Here is a 15184-nt window from a genome sequence, read left to right on the forward strand (position 1 = left end):
CATCTTCGGGAAGGGGCGCCATGCGGGCGCCGCGCAAGGACGCTCAGGCGGCTTCCGGCTTTTCGGCGCCCGCCTCGGAGACGGCGCTGCGGATCTCCTGCAACGTGAAAGGCTTGGTCAGGACGTCGCGGATGACCTTCTGCAGATCTTCGGCGCGCTCGCGCTGATCGGCGAAGCCGGTCATCAGCAGAATCGGCAGGCCCGGCCATTTCCTGGCGGCGCTGTGGGCGAGATCGATGCCGTCCATCACCGGCATCTTCACGTCGCTGACCAGGAGATCGAAATCGCCGTCCCGTTCCGTCAGCCGGTCCATCGCCTCCAGCCCGTCGCACGCCGTCTCCACGGCGTGTCCATCGAGCTCCAAAGCGCGGCTGACGAAAGCTCTTACCGAATCATCGTCTTCCGTCAGGAGAATACGCATTACCCTTCCCCGCTCTTTGCCCCCTTCTTGCTGTCTTCAACGACGCCGACATAGGGGAGTTCGCGATGGGCATGGCCTGCATCCATGCCGTAACCGACGACAAAATAGTCCGGACAGGTAAACCCAACGTAATCGGCGGCGATTTCTGTCTTGCGACCTTCCGGCTTGTCGATCATCACCGCGACTTCGACGTGCCTGGCGCCGCGGCCGGCCATCAGGTCGCGGGCAAAGCGCAAGGTGAGGCCGGAATCGAGAACGTCGTCGACGATAAGCACGTCGCGATCGGCGACCGGGCAGCCGATATCGCGCAAGACGCGGACCTCGCCGCTGGTCTTCAGCCTGGCGCCATAGGAGGACAGGGAGATGAACTCGATCTCCATGGCAACGCCCTTCTCGGCCAGGGCGCGGGCGAGATCGGCGCCGAAGACGAAGCCGCCCTTCAGAACGATGACGGCCAGAAGACCTTCCGGCGAGCGCGCGGCTATCTTGGCGGCGATCGCCTCCACCCGCGCGGCGATCTCCTCAGCCGGGTAGAGCGGGCGGATGCCGGGGCGCGGCGGCTCGCTCATGGCCCGGCGGCCTTGACGTCTTGCGCCGCGCGTGCGACCGGCCCCTCCAGGCTGAGGCGCACGGCCGCAAGTCCCGACGGCGCCTCGCCGAGCGCGTAGGAGAAGGCGAGGCTGGCGCCGCCGGCAATCATGGTTGCCGGAGCGTTAAGGCGAAGCGCGCCCAGCGCCTCGCCCCCGTCGCCGAGAAAGGTGAGGCGGATCGGGGCGAGCGGCAGGCTCGAGGCGTCTTGGTTGACGAGATGGCCGGTCAACAGAAGCGGCCCCTCTTCGGCGGCGGTGGCCGGCGCGAGGGCGACGCCCCGAAAGGCGAGCGAATCGGTGCTGACGGGAAGGCCGGCGAGGGCGTAGAGGCCGGCCAGATCCGGCACGGCGGCGACGACGCTTTGCCGCCCCAGCAAGATGCCCGCCAGGAAGAGGCAGGAAAGCAGTGCCGCGGCGAAGGAAAGGCGGGCGAGGCGTTTGGGCGGCGCCGGCGTCTCTTCGGCTGCGGCGTCGAGGAAGCGGGCGCCCAGATACGAGGCGCCGGAGCCGGGCGCGTGCGGCCATGTCTCGGCCGGCGGGGCGCGATGGGCAAACGGTGCCGGGGGGGCGATCGTCAGCGGTCCTTCCAGGGCGGTGAGAGAAGCGGGGGAGCAAGGCGTCGCCGTCTCGTCAAAAGCCTGGACGGCCTTCCAACTCTCGCCGCAATGGCCGCAGACGATGAGATGCGTGCCGGCATCGACGGCTCCGGCCTCCAACAGCTCGGCCGCCCCACAGCCGGGGCAAGTCAAAAGGTCGAGATGGGCGGGTGCCGACAGGTGCTCGTCAGCGAAGAGCCCGGACGAGGACCGCTTGTCGCCCGCGCTGGGTTCGGGCATGCAGGGCTCCGTTAGCTTGCTTACCAATTTCTTACCGAACATCGTTAACACCAGCTTAACGCCGGGATGCGATGCAGGAACCGTCAGCAATTCGGCAGAGTCCATGGACGAACAGTCGCCCAGCCCGGAAGACCCCCTGATCCGCTTCGAGAATGTCGGCCTGCGCTACGGGCTCGGGCCGGAAATCCTGCGCGATGTCAGCTTCGCCATCGGGCCTTGCTCGTTTCAGTATGTCACCGGCCCTTCCGGCGCCGGCAAGACCTCGCTCCTTCGCCTGCTTTTCCTGTCGCTGCGGCCGACAAGGGGCCTGGTGGAGATCTTCGGCCAGGACGCGGCGACCGCCAGCCGCACCAACGTGCAGGTGCTGAGGCGGCGCATCGGCATCGTCTTCCAGGACTTCCGTCTCCTGGAGCATCTCACCACCTACGAGAACGTGGCGCTGCCCTTGCGCGTTCTCGGCCAGGCCGAATCGAGCTATCGCAACGACGTCATGGAGCTTCTGGAATGGGTGGGGCTCGGCGACAAGATGTGGGTGCACCCGCCCGTCCTCTCCGGCGGCGAGAAGCAGCGCGCGGCGATTGCCCGCGCGGTCATCACCAGGCCGGAGATCCTGCTCGCCGACGAGCCGACCGGCAATGTCGATCCACCTCTCGCCCGCCGCCTCTTGCGGCTGTTCATCGAGCTCAACCGGCTCGGCACCTCGGTCGTCATCGCCACGCACGATCTGGCGCTGATGGATCAATACGATGCCAGACGCCTCATCCTCAACGCCGGAGTGATGGAAGTCCATGATATCGCGTGAGGGCAGACAAGGCCGCTTCAAGCGCCTCCGTATCGGACGCCGGCGCGGGCCGATGACGACCCCGGCGCCGCGCGAGATCGGCTCCGCGGAGCTGCCGGCGCGCGAAGGCGCCACGCCCGGCGCCTTCGAGGAGCCGCGGGTCGTCAATCCGATCGTGCCGCCGCGTTCCGTCGCCGGCAGGGCGCTCCTGGTCCTGGTGGCGATCATGAGCTTTCTCGCCTGTCTTTCCGTCGCCTCCGTCTCGGTCGTCTCCGACAGGGCGCGGGGCTGGCAGCGACAGATCGCCGCCGAGCTGACCATCCAGGTCTCGCCGGTCGCCATGCAGGACATGCAGAGCGCCCTGCAACGGGCCCGCAACATCGCCGAGGCAACGCCCGGCGTGCGCTCGGCGGAGATCCTTCAGCCGGAGCAATCCTCCGCGCTCCTGGAGCCCTGGCTCGGCCGGGGCTTCGATCCGAACGAGCTGCCGATCCCGCGGATCATCTCGGTGCGGCTCGACGGCGATGCCGATCTTGCAACGCTCGCCCGGCTGCTGCGCGAAGAAGTGCCGGGCGCCAGCCTCGACGATCACGGCATGTGGCTGAAACGCCTGGCGCGCATGTCCCAGGCGGTCACCTTCGCCGGGCTCGGCGTCGTCGCCCTCGTCATGGCGGCGACGGCGCTTTCGGTGGTCTTTGCCACCCGCGGCGCCATGGCCGGCAACAAGGAGGTGATCGAGGTTCTGCATTTCGTCGGCGCGGAGGATGCCTATGTGGCAGGTGAGTTCCAAAGGCATTTCCTCCTGCTTGGGCTGAAGGGCGCCGGGCTCGGCGGGATCGCGGCGATCGCGCTCTTCGCCCTCCTGTCGCTCATCGGCGGCGTGCAGGGACCGACCCCGGAGGAGGCGCAGCTCAGAAGCCTGCTCGGCGGTCTCACCGTCGGCCCGCCGGCCTATATCGGCAGCATCGTGACAGTGGTCGCGATCGCGGTGACGATCGCCGCCACGGCCCGTCTGACCGTGCGGCGGACGCTTGCCGAAATCGGCTGACGGCGTTGCATCGCCGAGAAAAGCGCGCCAGGAAGATGGCCTCGGCAAGGAGCCGCGGAGGGGCTTGATGGCGCGGCAGAGCCTGACGGAGAAGCTGGAGGCGCGCGGCTTTGGCCGGCGGCGGCGCCCGCTCGCGCTGAGGCTCCTGCGCAGCCTCGTCTTCGCCGGCGCCGTCCTGGCGCTCTTCTTCGCCGGCGGCTTCCTCGTCTTTGCCCAGCAGATCGTCTCGGCGCGGCCGCCTGTGGCGCCGAAGGCCGACGCCATCGTGGCCCTTACCGGCGGCCTGGCCCGCATCGAGGGGGCGGTGGCGCTGCTTCAAGAGGGGGCGGGCAAGCGCCTTCTCATTTCCGGCGTCTATTCCCAGACCACCAAGAAGTCGATCGCAGCCGGCCTGGCCGGCGAAAGCCAGACGCTGTTCGCCTGCTGCGTCGATCTGGGCAAGAACGCGCTCGATACCAGGGGCAACGCCGCGGAGACGCGCGACTGGGCGCGCCGCAACGGCTACGCCTCGCTGATCGTGGTCACCAGCGCCTATCACATGCCGCGCTCCATCGCCGAGCTCAGGCGCGAGATGCCGGAGGTGCGCCTGATCGCCTATCCGGTGCGCCGGCCGGGCCTCGATCTCGGCGATTGGGCGCAGCGGCGCGAAATCTTCCACATCCTGTTCGAGGAATACGTGAAATACCTCGTGGCGCTGGTGCGCCCGGCGGCCTGAGGCGGCGCCTCGCCTGCGACATCTCGGCCGCGGCGGATGGCGCCCGAAGTCTTCCACGCACAGTCGCATATTGTTACATTCAAATGTAGGAATGTAAAAATGGAAGGCGATATGAGCGACGTCACCGCAGCAAGCGAGAGCCGGCTGGCGCATTTCCCCGTCAGCTTCTTCGCCGTCGTCATGGGGCTTTGCGGCCTCACCCTGGCGCTGCGCGCCAGCGAGCACGCGCTCCATCTCGCCGGTACGGCCTCCACCTGGTCGCTCTACGCGACGGTGGCGATCTTCGCCCTCATCGGCGCGCAATATCTCGCCAAGCTCGCCTTCCATGCCAGGGAAGTGGCGCAGGAATGGGCGCATCCGGTGCGCATCGCCTTCTTTCCCGCGATCTCCATCTCGCTTCTGTTGATGGCGACGGCCGCCGCGCCGCTGGCGCCGGAAATCGCCCGACCGGTCTTCATCGCCGGCATGCTGGCGCAGGGCGTCCTATCACTCAGCGTCCTTGCCAATTGGATCGGCCATCGCACCTTCCAGCAGGTGCATCTCAATCCGGCCTGGTTCATCCCCGCCGTCGGCAACATCATCGTGCCGCTGGTCGGGGTCGAGTTCGGCTTCGTCGAACTCTCCTGGCTGTTCTTTTCCGCCGGCCTCGTCTTCTGGGTCGTGCTTCTCACCCTGGTGATGAACCGGCTCATCTTCCACGACCCGCTGCCCGGCCGGCTGTTGCCGACGCTGGTCATCCTGATCGCCCCGCCGGCGGTGGCCTTCATCGCCTATCTGCGGCTTTCCGGCGAGGTCGACGCCTTCGCCCGCATCCTCATCAATATCGGCTACGTCTTCGCCGCCGTGGTGCTGACGCAGGCGCCGAAGCTGATGCGGCTTGCCTTCGCGCTCTCCTTCTGGGCGCTTTCCTTTCCGGTCGCGGCGCTGTCGGTCGCTTCGCTGCTCTTTGCACAGGAGACCGGCTCGGCGGCGCATCTTGTCATCGGCCTTGGCCTTGCCGCGCTCCTGGCCTTGCTCGTCGTCGCCCTTGCCGTGCGCACGCTGATGGCGATCTTCGCCAAGGAAATCTGCCAGCCGGAATAGGCCGGCTTCGACAATGAACCTTTCGGCCGGCTTGACGCGGGCGGCCGGGCAGGCCACTCGAAAGCCCGCTTCAGCGGGATGGCCCCATGTTCGCGCGCACGCTTCTCTTCAACGTCGTCTTCTATCTCAACTTCGCCGTTCAGGCGCTCGCCTTTGCGCCCTTTCTCCTCCTGCCGGAGCGCTACGGCACCTGGGTGACGAAGTTCTGGACCGCCTCCTCGCTGTTCTGGCACCGGCTCATCACCGGTATCGGGGAGGAGGTGACGGGTCTTGAGAACATCCCGGAGGGCGGCTGCATCATCGCCGCCAAGCACCAATCGACCTGGGAGACGATGCGGCTCGTCTATATGCTGGACAAGCCGGCCTATATCCTGAAGCGCGAACTCATGTGGATCCCGCTGCTCGGCTGGTATTTGAAGAAATACGGCCACATCCCGGTCGACCGTGGCAGCCGCTCCAAGGCGCTCGCCTCCATCGCTGTGCACGGAAAGGATCGCGCCCGGCGCGGCTACCAGATCATCATCTTCCCGGAAGGCACGCGCCGGCCGCCCCTGGCGGAGCCGAGCTACCGCTACGGCGTGGTGCATCTCTACAAGGAACTCGGCGTGCCGGTCGTGCCGGTGGCCCTCAATGCCGGCCTTTACTGGCCGCGACGCTCCTTCGCGCATGTGCGGGGCACCGTGCGCATGCAGGTGCTGCCGCCGATCGAGCCGGGCCTGCCTTCCGCCGTCTTTCAGGAGCGCCTGACAACGGCGATCGAGGAGGCCTCCAACCGCCTCATCGCCGAGGCCTTCGAGCGCGACCCGGCCACGCGCCCGATCGCCGCGAGCGAGCAGGCGAAGGAGAGGCACGCGGAGGCGTAAGGGCCGCCTTTCACGCGCCTTCCTCTTCGGCGAGGGCGCCGGCGAGCCAGTAAAGATGCGCATCCCTGACGCCGCTGTCGCGCAGATGCGCCACCGTGCTCAGCACGTATTCCCGGTTGGGGCCGGATTTGCCGGCCGCCTCGCGCACGATGGCGAGCTGGTGCTCGGCGTCGAGCACGCCGGCATATTGCGCATGGGAGCGGTCGACGAGATAGACGAGGGCGCTCTCGCGGCGCCTGCCGGAAAGGACGATCGGCCGCCAGCGCTCCTGGTAGACATTGGTTACCTGCTCGCGGGCGCGCAGATACTCCACCACCTCCGGCCGGTCCGCGCCGCGCACGCGAAAGGCGAGGCCGCGGCAGGAGCCGCCCCGGTCCAGGCCGAGAACGAGGCCGGGCCGCTCGGGCGTGCCGCGATGCACCCAGGAGAAGACGCAGAGCGAGCGATGGGCGCCGACAAGCAGGGCCGGCTCGGCGGCTTGATGCGGAAAGCCGGGGTTCCACATCAAGGAGCCGTAGCCGAAGACCCAGAAATCGGCGTATTCGGAAGCTTCATGCATATCCGTTCCGGCTAGCAGGTGCCGCGCGGCGCTGCAATCGGCGGAAAGGAAGTGGAAATGAGACGCACCGGTTTCACCCTCATCGCCGTTCTTCTCGTCCTTGCTGGGCTCTGGTCGGCCGGCTGGTGGGCGCTCGCCTCCTATGCGGAGCGGGAAGTCGACGCCTTCCTCGCCGGCGAGGCGAGCGACGAGGTCGCCATCTCCTGCCCGAACCGGCGCATCGGCGGCTATCCTTTCCGCCTGACGCTCGCCTGCGAGGGGCCGGTGCGTCTCGTCTCCACCGACTTGGAAGCTGAGGCGCCGGCGCTGCTGGCCGTGGCGCGGGCGGAGCGCCCGAGCGAGGTGGAGACGGCGCTTCAAAGCCCGCTGACGCTTTCGGCGCCGTTCCTGGCCGCGCCGCTGACGCTGACCTGGCAGGAGGCGCGCCTCGCCACCGGGCTGAGAGAGCCGCGCTTCAAGCTGCGCCTCGTGGAGGCGACGGCCGGGCAGGGGAGCCTGACCGCCTCGGCGCGGAGCGGCTTCGGGCAGGTCTCGGCGGCGGAAAGCGGCGAGGAGACGGCCCTCGACCTCGCCATGTCGGGCCTGCGGATCACGCAGGGCGAGCTTGCCCTGCCGGCGAGCGATGTCATCGTCAAGGCGCGGCTCGCCGGGCCTCCGCAGGCGCTCCTTGCCGGCGTTCCCCATTGGCGCCAGGCGGGGCTGGAGGCGCGCGACCTTCAGGCGGAATGGCGGCTCGACGGCGCGCGTATCCTCGCCGAGGGGCCCTTGCGCGTCGATGCGAACGGCATCCTCTCCGGACGGCTGGCGGTGACGGTGACCGGCGTCGATGCCATCGCCAAGCGGGTGGAGGGCCTGCCGGACGGGCTGCGCGAGCCGATGCAATTGGTGCTCGCCGCCATCGGCGGGCTCGGCGTGCCGGTCACGGTCGAGGGGGCGCCGGCGCGCCAGCTCACCGTCAGCCTGGAGAACGGCGCGGCGCGTATCGCCTTCCTCAATCTCGGCCGGGTGCCGCCGCTCTACTGATTTTTCGCGGGATTGCGGCTGCCGCCGAAGTTACTGCGGCGTCGTCTCTCAGGCGGGGGCGGCGACGCATGCCGTTCGCCCCCATGCGCAGCCTGGCGCGCCGAGGCGTGGATGGCCGGGTCGAGCCCGGCCATGACGACAGCAGAGGGGAGCTAGTCTGGTGCGGTGAAAGCCGGCGGCGTCAGCTCTTCTTGTGGCGGCCGAAATCGGGATCGGCCGTCTCCTGGCCGGCCTCGATGATGCCACGGCGGATGGAGCGGGTGCGGGTGAAGAGGTTGAACAGCGTCTCGCCGTCGCCCCAGCGGATGGCGCGCTGCAGCGCCGTCAGATCCTCGTTGAAGCGGCCGAGCATCTCCAAGACCGCCTCGCGGTTGTTGAGGAAGATGTCGCGCCACATCACCGGATCGGAGGCGGCGATGCGGGTGAAGTCGCGAAAGCCGCCGGCGGCGAACTTCATCACCTCCGATTCCGTCACCTCGGCGAGATGGGCGGCGGTGCCGACGATGTTGTAGGCGATGAGATGCGGCACATGGCTGGTGATGGCGAGCACCATGTCGTGGTGGTGCGGCTCCATGACCTCCACGCTTGAGCCGAGCCGGCGCCAGAACTCAGACAGCTTCTCCACCGCCTGCGCATCGGTGCCGGGCGGCGGGGTGAGGACGCACCATCGGCCCTCGAAGAGCTCGGCAAAGCCCGCCTCCGGGCCGGAATGCTCGGTGCCGGCGATGGGGTGGCTGGGGACGAAATGCACGTTCTCAGGCAGGCGCGGGGCCATCTCAGCGACGACGGCGCTCTTCACCGAGCCGACATCGGAGACGGTGGCGCCGGGGGCGAGATGCGGCGCGATCGCCTCGGTGAGCGCGCCGACGGCGCCGACGGGAACGCACAGGATGACGAGATCGGCGCCTTCGACCGCCTCGGCGGGGTCGGTGGTGTAGCTGTCGCCGAGGCCGAGGTGACGCGCCGTCGCAACGGTCTCGGCGCGCCGGCTCTGCACGGCGATGTGTTCGGCCAGGCCCTCCTTGCGGGCGCGCAGGGCGATGGAGGAGCCGATAAGGCCGATACCGATGAGGGCGAGGCGCTGGAACATGGGGTCGAACAAGGTGATGGGTCAGGCCAAGGTGGTCGCTCAGGCGAGGAAGCGCGCCAGCGTCTCCACCACCTTGCGGTTCGCCGCCTCGGTGCCGACGCTCATTCTGAGCGCGTTGGGGAAGCCGTAGCCGGCGACGCCCCTGAGCACGCAGCCTTCCTGGCGCAAAAGCGCATCGGCCTGTGCGGCGCCCTTGCCTGGCGTCTCGGGGAAGTGGACGAGGAGGAAGTTGCCGACGCTCGGCGTGACGGTGAGCCCCAGCTTGGTCAGCTCGGCCGTCAGCCAGGGCAGCCAGGTCTCGTTATGGGCGACGGCCGCTTCCACATGCGCGCGGTCGGCGATGGCGGCGGTGCCGGCGGCGATCGCCGCGGCGGAGACGTTGAAGGGTCCGCGTGTGCGGTTCATGGCGTCGATGACGGCGGCCGGCCCGTAGGCCCAGCCCAGACGCAGGCCGGCAAGGCCATGGATCTTGGAGAAGGTGCGCGTCATCAAGACGTTCGGCGCCTCGCCGGCGAGCTCCACGCCGCTCTCGTAATCGTTGCGGCGGACATATTCGGCATAGGCCGCGTCGACGACGAGAAGGGTGTGAGAGGGCAGCCCGGCATGCAGCCGCTTCACCTCGTCGAAGGGGATGTAGGTGCCGGTGGGGTTGTTCGGATTGGCCAGGAAGACGAGGCGCGTCTTCTCGCTCACCCGCGCAAGGATGGCGTCGACATCGACGGTGAGCTCCTTCTCCGGGGCAATGACGGGGGTCGCGCCGGAGGCGAGGATGGCGATGCGGTAGACGAGGAAGCCATGGGCGGAATAGATCGCCTCGTCGCCCGGCGACAGGAAGGTCTGGGCGGCGAGCGTCAGAAGCTCGTCGGAGCCGTTGCCGCAGATGATGCGCTCCGCATGCAGGCCGTGCACGGCGGCAATCGCCTGGCGCAGCTTTTCCGCCGAGCCGTCGGGATAGACATGCAGCTTGTCCGCGATGGCGCGGAAGGCCTCCATCGCCGCCGGACTGGTGCCGAGCGGTGTCTCGTTGGAGGAGAGCTTGTGGCTCTTGCGATCCTCGGCGCCCGCATCGCCCGGCACATAGGCAGCGATGTCGAGGACGCCCTTGCGGGGAATGGGGCCGGTCATACGCGTTCGTCTTCGCTTTCCGCCGCGTCCGTCTCCACGAAATGGATCGGTGCGGCAAAGGAGCCAATGAGCACCGGCTCGGCGAATTCCGCGCCGCGCTTGTCGCCCTCGGCGCTCAGTTCTTCTTGTGTCAACGCGCCCGGCATCTCCACCAGGATGTGGTCGCCGGAGCTGGCGACGACACGGCCGTTGAAGGCGGCGAGCGTCTTGGCGAAGGCGCCCTTGGCGCGCATGCGCACAAGCTTGATATCGGCCTCCGGCGGCACGGAAAGGCGCGGGCCGGCGACGTAGGCCTCGGCCTGGACGGGATGCTCGGGCGCGATGATGAAGGGCAGGCGGGCGAAGACCTGAATGTCGTCCTCAGGCCGCAGGCCCTGCCACCAGGAAACCGAATGCGGGGAGAAGATGGCGATGAGGCCTTCATCGGCGCGCAGGGCCTTGAGCGCCTCGTCGTCGCTTCCGGCCTCCTCGGCGGGCACGGAAAAGCCGAATTGAAAGCGCACCAGATCCTGAAAGGCGGCGCGGTCCGGCGCCTCGCCGATGAGGATGCGGAAGGGCGCCTGCATGGCGGTGAAGGTGGAGATGACCTCGCGCCAGATATGCTCCACCGTCGCCAGCGGCAGAATGCCGTGATGGCGCATGACGAGGGCGCGGATCATATGGGCCTCGCGGTCCGGCCGGAAGGCGGCGGCGGGCGCGCTGGTGCCCTTGATATGGATGAGCTCGTCCACCACCGCGCTGCGCTCCATCAGGAGGCGGTGAATATCGGCGTCGATCGTGTCGATGCGCTGGCGGATTTCGGCCAGCGCCCCGGGGCCCATGGCGCTCATTTCCTATCCGGTCGTCGGGGGCGAGATGATGCTGGCTGCTCCTTAGCGAGCCAGGATGCGGGACGCAAAGAAAAGATTGACATGCAAGAGCCGCGCTTCCTAAGCCGCTCACCCACAAGGATGCGTGCTTGATGAGTGCCGGCGTGCCGAACCATGCCTCCCCTGCCGCCCTGCAGGTGGAGAAGCCTTCCAGTCTCTGCATGAGCTTTGCGGAGACGCTGGAACTCGACGCGGGCGACGAACTGCCGGGCTTTCAGCTCGCCTATCAGATGTATGGCGAGCTCAACGCCGACAAATCCAACGCCATCCTCGTCTGCCACGCACTGACGGGCGACCAGCATGTGGCCAACCAGCATCCGGTCACCGGCAAGGACGGCTGGTGGTCGCTGATGGTCGGGCCGGGCAAGCCGATCGACACCGACCGCTACTGCGTCATCTGCGCCAACGTTTTGGCCGGCTGCATGGGCTCCACCGGTCCCGCCTCGGTCAATCCGGCGACGGGGGCGCCCTATGCGCTCGATCTGCCGGTGATCACCATCCGCGATATGGTGCGCGCGCAGGCGCGGCTCATCGACGCGCTGGGCATCGAGAAACTCTTCGCCGTCACCGGCGGCTCCATGGGCGGCATGCAGGCGCTGCAATGGGCGGCCAGCTATCCGGACCGCATCTTCGCGGCCATCCCGATCGCCACGGCGGCGCGCCATACCTCGCAGAACATCGCCTTTCACGAGGTCGGCCGCCAGGCGGTGATGGCCGATCCGGAATGGTGCGGCGGCCAGTATCTCGACAAGGGCAAAAGCCCCCGGAAGGGCCTCGCCGTGGCGCGCATGGCGGCGCATATCACCTATCTCTCCGAAAGCGCGCTGCACAGGAAGTTCGGCCGGCACCTACAGGACCGGGAAGCGCTCACCTTCGGTTTCGACGCCGATTTCCAGATCGAATCCTATCTGCGCCATCAGGGCATGACTTTCGTGGAGCGCTTCGACGCCAATTCCTACCTCTACCTGACGCGGGCGATGGACTATTTCGATCTCGCCAAGGATTACGGCGGACGGCTGGCGGAGGCCTTCCGCGGGGCGAGCGCGCGCTTTTGCGTCATCTCCTTCACCAGCGACTGGCTTTTCCCGACCTCGGAGAACCGCTCCATCGTGCATTCGCTCAACGCCTCGGGCGCCAATGTCTCCTTCGTGGAGGTGGAGAGCGACCGCGGCCACGACGCCTTCCTGCTTAACGAACCGGAGCTTTTCCGCACCGTCTCCGGCTTCCTGCGCGGCGCGGCGCGGGTAAGGGGGCTTGAGCCGTGAGCGACATGCAGCTTGCCACCATGGCGGCCAATCCGGAGCGCGTCGATCTTGAGGTCGTCGCCTCCTTCGTCACGCCGGGCTCGCGCGTCCTCGATGTCGGCTGCGGCGACGGCGCGCTTCTGAAACTGCTCCAGGGGGAGAAGGGCGTGGACGGGCGCGGCATCGAATTGTCGCAGCGCGGGGTGAACCAGGCGGTCGCCGAAGGGCTTTCCGTCATCCAGGGGGATGCCGACCGGGACCTTGCCACCTATCCGGACGGCGCCTTCGACTTCGTCATCTTGAGCCAGACGCTGCAGGCGACGCGCAATCCGCGCACGGTGGTGGAGGACCTCCTGCGTATCGGCAGAAGGGCCATCGTCTCCTTTCCGAATTTCGGACATTGGCGCATCCGCCTGCAATTCATCAGCCAGGGGCGGATGCCGATCACCTCCAACCTGCCCTATAGCTGGTACGACACGCCGAACATCCATTTCTGCACCATCAAGGACTTTCTCGGCCTGACGGAGGAGCTCGATGCGAAGATCGAGGATGCCGTCTGCCTGTTCGGCAACGGCCACCGGTTGACGCAAAGCGCTTCCTGGACGGTGTGGAACCTTCTCGGCGAGCAGGCGGTCTTCGTCCTGAGCCGCCATCAGCCGCAGATGTTTTAGAACGCGTCAGGACCTGCCGGCGCTCAGGCCGCGTCCACCATGCCGACCCCCGGCTGCAGCGCCGGCTCCAGGGCGGGCGCGAAGCGGCGCCTGGGCCTTGCCGTCACCGCGGCGATGGTGGATTTCTGTGCGTAGACACAGGTGACGCCGGCAAAGGCCGGCCAGACATGACGACCGATCTTCTCCATCGCCGGCGACAGGCTGAGCAGGGAGCGCTGCTTGGTCGGCCACATATGCAGCGCCGTCGCCCAGGAGACGACGTTGAAGCCGGTCTCGCCGAGCAGCGAGCGGAGCTGGCTGCGCGAATAGGGCCTGCCATAGCCGAAGGGCGAGGTATCGGAACGCGCCCAGGCGCCCTGACGATTCGGCACGACGAGGAAGAGGCGGCCGTTTGCCGTCAGAACGCGCCGAAGCTCGGCCATCAGCTCCGGCGGGCGCGAGGAGGTCTCAAGGGCGTGGACGAGGATGGCCAGATCGACCGCCGCATCCGGGAGCGGCAGGGCGGTATCCTCCACCAGCGCGGTCGCCGAGAGCTCGCCCGGCGGCCAGTCGAGGACGCCCTGGGGCGCCGGCATGAAGGCGAGGACGCGCTCGGCGCGGCCGAGTTGCGGGCCGAGAAAGGGCGTGGCAAAGCCGAGGCCGAGAATGCGGTCGCTGGGCGAGACGTCGATCGTCGTGCGCAAGGCCTCGCGGATATGCCGCGTCACCATGCGGCCAAGAAGGCCGGCATAAAAGTCACGCAGTTCGGCGACGTCGACATGCATGGTTGCGCCTTGAACCTCTTCCGCCTTGCCGTGCGTGGCCTTTGTGCCACGGCTTCATGACACCAAATATCGCCCTATACTGCCGGCGACGCCAACCCAATCAGCCCAAGCCCACGTCAACGCAAAAAGGAGAATGGCCTTGGCGCCACTCGAAATCGTCCAGTTTCCCGCCCGCTCCGACAATTATGCCGTTCTGGTGCACGACCCCGACAGCGGCGCGACGGTGACGATCGACGCTCCGGAGGCCGCTTCCATCGCCGCCGCCCTGAAAGAGCGCGACTGGGGGCTGACGGATATTTTCGTCACCCACAAGCATTTCGACCATGTGGAGGGCGTGCCGGCGCTGCGCGAATCCTATTCGGCGCGCACCATCGGCCCGCGCAAGAGCGCGGCGGCGACCGGTCTCTACGATCAGACGGTGGGCGGAGGCGAGAGCTTCACCTGGGCGGGGCGCCGCGTGGAGGTGATCGCCACGCCGGGCCATACCCTGGATCACGTCGCCTATTACCTGCCGCAGGACGAGCTCGCCTTCGTCGGCGACACGCTGTTCGCGCTCGGCTGCGGGCGGGTCTTTGAGGGCACGCCGGAAGAGATGTGGGCGTCGCTGAAGGCGCTGCGCGAGCTTCCCGACGACACCAAGGTCTATTGCGGCCACGAATACACGCTGGCGAACGCCGAGTTCGCCGCCAGCGTCGATCCGGAGAACGCGGCGCTCGCCGAGCGCAAGCGCGAGATCGAGGCGTTGCGCGAAGAGGGCAAGCCGACCTTGCCGACGACCATTGCGGTGGAGAAGGCGACCAATCCCTTCCTGCGAGCCGACGATGCACAGCTGCAAAAGGCGCTCGGCATGGAAGGGGCGGAGCCCGCCGCCGTCTTCGCCGAACTGCGGCAGCGCAAGGACAGGTTCTGAGCCATGAGCGAAGGGGGGCGGATTTGCGGCGCGCTCAGCGCCCATGAGGTCATTGCCCTGCTCGGGCTCCAGCCGCATCCGGAGGGCGGGCATTTTCGCGAGACCTTCCGCGATCCGGCCGCGCGCGACGGACGGGCGCACGGCACCGCCATCTATTTCCTGCTCGCCGCCGGCGAGCGCTCGCACTGGCACCGGGTCGACGCGGCCGAGATCTGGCATTTCTACGCCGGGGCACCCCTCGCCCTTAACGTGGTGGAGGAGGGCGAGGCGCCGGAGCGCTGGCTTCTCGGCGCCGATCTTGCCGCCGGCGAGCGGCCGCAGCATGTCGTGCCGGCCGGCGCCTGGCAGGCGGCGACGAGCCTCGGCGCCTGGAGCCTCGTCGGCTGCACCGTGGCGCCCGGCTTTCAGTTCGAGGGTTTCGAGCTCGCGCCGGCCGATTTCGATCCGGCGGGCTGAGGCGAAAGGCGCCGGCCGCGGGCCGCCGGAAGCGCTCCGCCGGCGATGAAGAGCGCGGCAAGGGCGATGGTCGCGGTCGCCTCACCGTAACCGGCGAGGATGGGAATGAGCGTTGGAAGGAGCGGCGCGGCGTAGC

General features: G+C 68.0%; 18 protein-coding genes. 10 read left to right on the forward strand and 8 right to left on the reverse strand.

Going from position 1 to position 15184, the window contains the following annotated elements:
* Nucleotides 1-43: 43 nt before the first annotated feature.
* Genes Q331_RS0106235 through Q331_RS22925 form a run of 3 tightly spaced genes read right to left on the reverse strand, consistent with a single transcriptional unit; the run spans nt 44 to nt 1847 of the window.
* Complete coding sequence (locus Q331_RS0106235) at nt 44-421, reverse strand: response regulator (RefSeq protein WP_026379967.1); 378 nt, start codon at nt 419-421, stop codon at nt 44-46.
* Entirely contained in the window at nt 421-990 is a 570-nt protein-coding gene (gene hpt, locus Q331_RS0106240) for a hypoxanthine phosphoribosyltransferase (RefSeq protein ID WP_026379968.1), read from the reverse strand. The genes Q331_RS0106235 and hpt overlap by 1 nt, the downstream gene beginning before the upstream one ends.
* Nucleotides 987-1847 carry a hypothetical protein gene (locus Q331_RS22925; protein WP_051630707.1) on the reverse strand — a complete coding sequence of 287 codons (861 nt, stop codon included), beginning with the start codon at nt 1845-1847 and terminating at the stop codon, nt 987-989. Before Q331_RS22925 ends, hpt begins: the two co-directional genes overlap by 4 nt.
* A gap of 136 nt (nt 1848-1983) precedes the next feature.
* Here Q331_RS22925 and ftsE point away from each other — a divergent pair, with 136 nt between their 5' ends.
* The 5 genes from ftsE (at nt 1984) to Q331_RS0106270 (ending at nt 6337) form a co-directional block, all read left to right on the forward strand.
* Nucleotides 1984-2649 (forward strand): cell division ATP-binding protein FtsE, encoded by a 666-nt coding sequence (gene ftsE / locus Q331_RS0106250; RefSeq protein WP_026379970.1) that lies wholly within the window; start codon nt 1984-1986, stop codon nt 2647-2649.
* Between the two features lie 52 nt (nt 2650-2701).
* Nucleotides 2702-3676, forward strand: coding sequence for a cell division protein FtsX (locus Q331_RS0106255; RefSeq protein WP_026379971.1), 975 nt, complete (start codon nt 2702-2704; stop codon nt 3674-3676).
* A 67-nt stretch (nt 3677-3743) separates the two neighbouring features.
* The gene (locus Q331_RS20320; RefSeq protein WP_051630710.1) at nt 3744-4391 is read left to right on the forward strand and encodes a YdcF family protein; all 648 of its coding nucleotides are present in this window, start codon (nt 3744-3746) and stop codon (nt 4389-4391) included.
* Between the two features lie 111 nt (nt 4392-4502).
* Nucleotides 4503-5474, forward strand: a complete 972-nt coding sequence (locus tag Q331_RS0106265; protein ID WP_026379972.1) for an SLAC1 anion channel family protein — start codon at nt 4503-4505, stop codon at nt 5472-5474.
* 86 nt (nt 5475-5560) lie between these two features.
* The gene (locus Q331_RS0106270) at nt 5561-6337 is read left to right on the forward strand and encodes a lysophospholipid acyltransferase family protein (protein WP_026379973.1); all 777 of its coding nucleotides are present in this window, start codon (nt 5561-5563) and stop codon (nt 6335-6337) included.
* A 10-nt stretch (nt 6338-6347) separates the two neighbouring features.
* On the opposite strand, the gene Q331_RS0106275 is transcribed toward Q331_RS0106270, so the two are convergent.
* Nucleotides 6348-6896, reverse strand: coding sequence for a gamma-glutamylcyclotransferase (locus Q331_RS0106275; protein ID WP_026379974.1), 549 nt, complete (start codon nt 6894-6896; stop codon nt 6348-6350).
* A 57-nt stretch (nt 6897-6953) separates the two neighbouring features.
* Here Q331_RS0106275 and Q331_RS20325 point away from each other — a divergent pair, with 57 nt between their 5' ends.
* Complete coding sequence (locus Q331_RS20325) at nt 6954-7919, forward strand: DUF2125 domain-containing protein (protein WP_051630711.1); 966 nt, start codon at nt 6954-6956, stop codon at nt 7917-7919.
* Between the two features lie 181 nt (nt 7920-8100).
* Here the strand turns inward: Q331_RS20325 and Q331_RS0106285 are convergent, their stop codons facing one another.
* From Q331_RS0106285 to pheA, 3 genes are read right to left on the reverse strand one after another with little or no spacing between them, the layout of a single operon-like run.
* Nucleotides 8101-9009, reverse strand: a complete 909-nt coding sequence (locus Q331_RS0106285; protein ID WP_034491249.1) for a prephenate/arogenate dehydrogenase family protein — start codon at nt 9007-9009, stop codon at nt 8101-8103.
* Between the two features lie 39 nt (nt 9010-9048).
* Nucleotides 9049-10134 carry a histidinol-phosphate transaminase gene (gene hisC / locus Q331_RS0106290; protein WP_026379977.1) on the reverse strand — a complete coding sequence of 362 codons (1086 nt, stop codon included), beginning with the start codon at nt 10132-10134 and terminating at the stop codon, nt 9049-9051.
* A complete protein-coding gene (gene pheA, locus Q331_RS22930) occupies nt 10131-10964 on the reverse strand; it encodes a chorismate mutase (protein ID WP_051630713.1) in 834 nt (277 codons plus the stop codon). The genes hisC and pheA overlap by 4 nt, the downstream gene beginning before the upstream one ends.
* Before the next feature lie 131 nt (nt 10965-11095).
* Between pheA and metX the strand changes: the two genes are divergently transcribed.
* Both metX and metW read left to right on the forward strand, forming a co-directional pair.
* Nucleotides 11096-12268 carry a homoserine O-acetyltransferase MetX gene (gene metX, locus Q331_RS0106300; protein WP_051630716.1) on the forward strand — a complete coding sequence of 391 codons (1173 nt, stop codon included), beginning with the start codon at nt 11096-11098 and terminating at the stop codon, nt 12266-12268.
* Between the two features lie 5 nt (nt 12269-12273).
* Nucleotides 12274-12918: a methionine biosynthesis protein MetW gene (gene metW, locus Q331_RS0106305; RefSeq protein WP_407637763.1), complete on the forward strand. Its 645-nt coding sequence runs from the start codon at nt 12274-12276 to the stop codon at nt 12916-12918.
* A gap of 23 nt (nt 12919-12941) precedes the next feature.
* On the opposite strand, the gene Q331_RS0106310 is transcribed toward metW, so the two are convergent.
* Complete coding sequence (locus tag Q331_RS0106310) at nt 12942-13682, reverse strand: class I SAM-dependent methyltransferase (RefSeq protein WP_026379980.1); 741 nt, start codon at nt 13680-13682, stop codon at nt 12942-12944.
* A gap of 139 nt (nt 13683-13821) precedes the next feature.
* Between Q331_RS0106310 and gloB the strand changes: the two genes are divergently transcribed.
* On the forward strand, nt 13822-14592 hold the full coding sequence (gloB, locus tag Q331_RS0106315; protein ID WP_026379981.1) for a hydroxyacylglutathione hydrolase: 771 nt from the start codon (nt 13822-13824) through the stop codon (nt 14590-14592).
* Between the two features lie 3 nt (nt 14593-14595).
* On the forward strand, nt 14596-15048 hold the full coding sequence (locus Q331_RS0106320; RefSeq protein ID WP_026379982.1) for a cupin domain-containing protein: 453 nt from the start codon (nt 14596-14598) through the stop codon (nt 15046-15048).
* Nucleotides 15049-15184: the final 136 nt, after the last annotated feature.

Source organism: Afifella pfennigii DSM 17143, assembly GCF_000688515.1.
In the GTDB taxonomy this organism is placed as follows: domain Bacteria; phylum Pseudomonadota; class Alphaproteobacteria; order Rhizobiales; family Afifellaceae; genus Afifella; species Afifella pfennigii.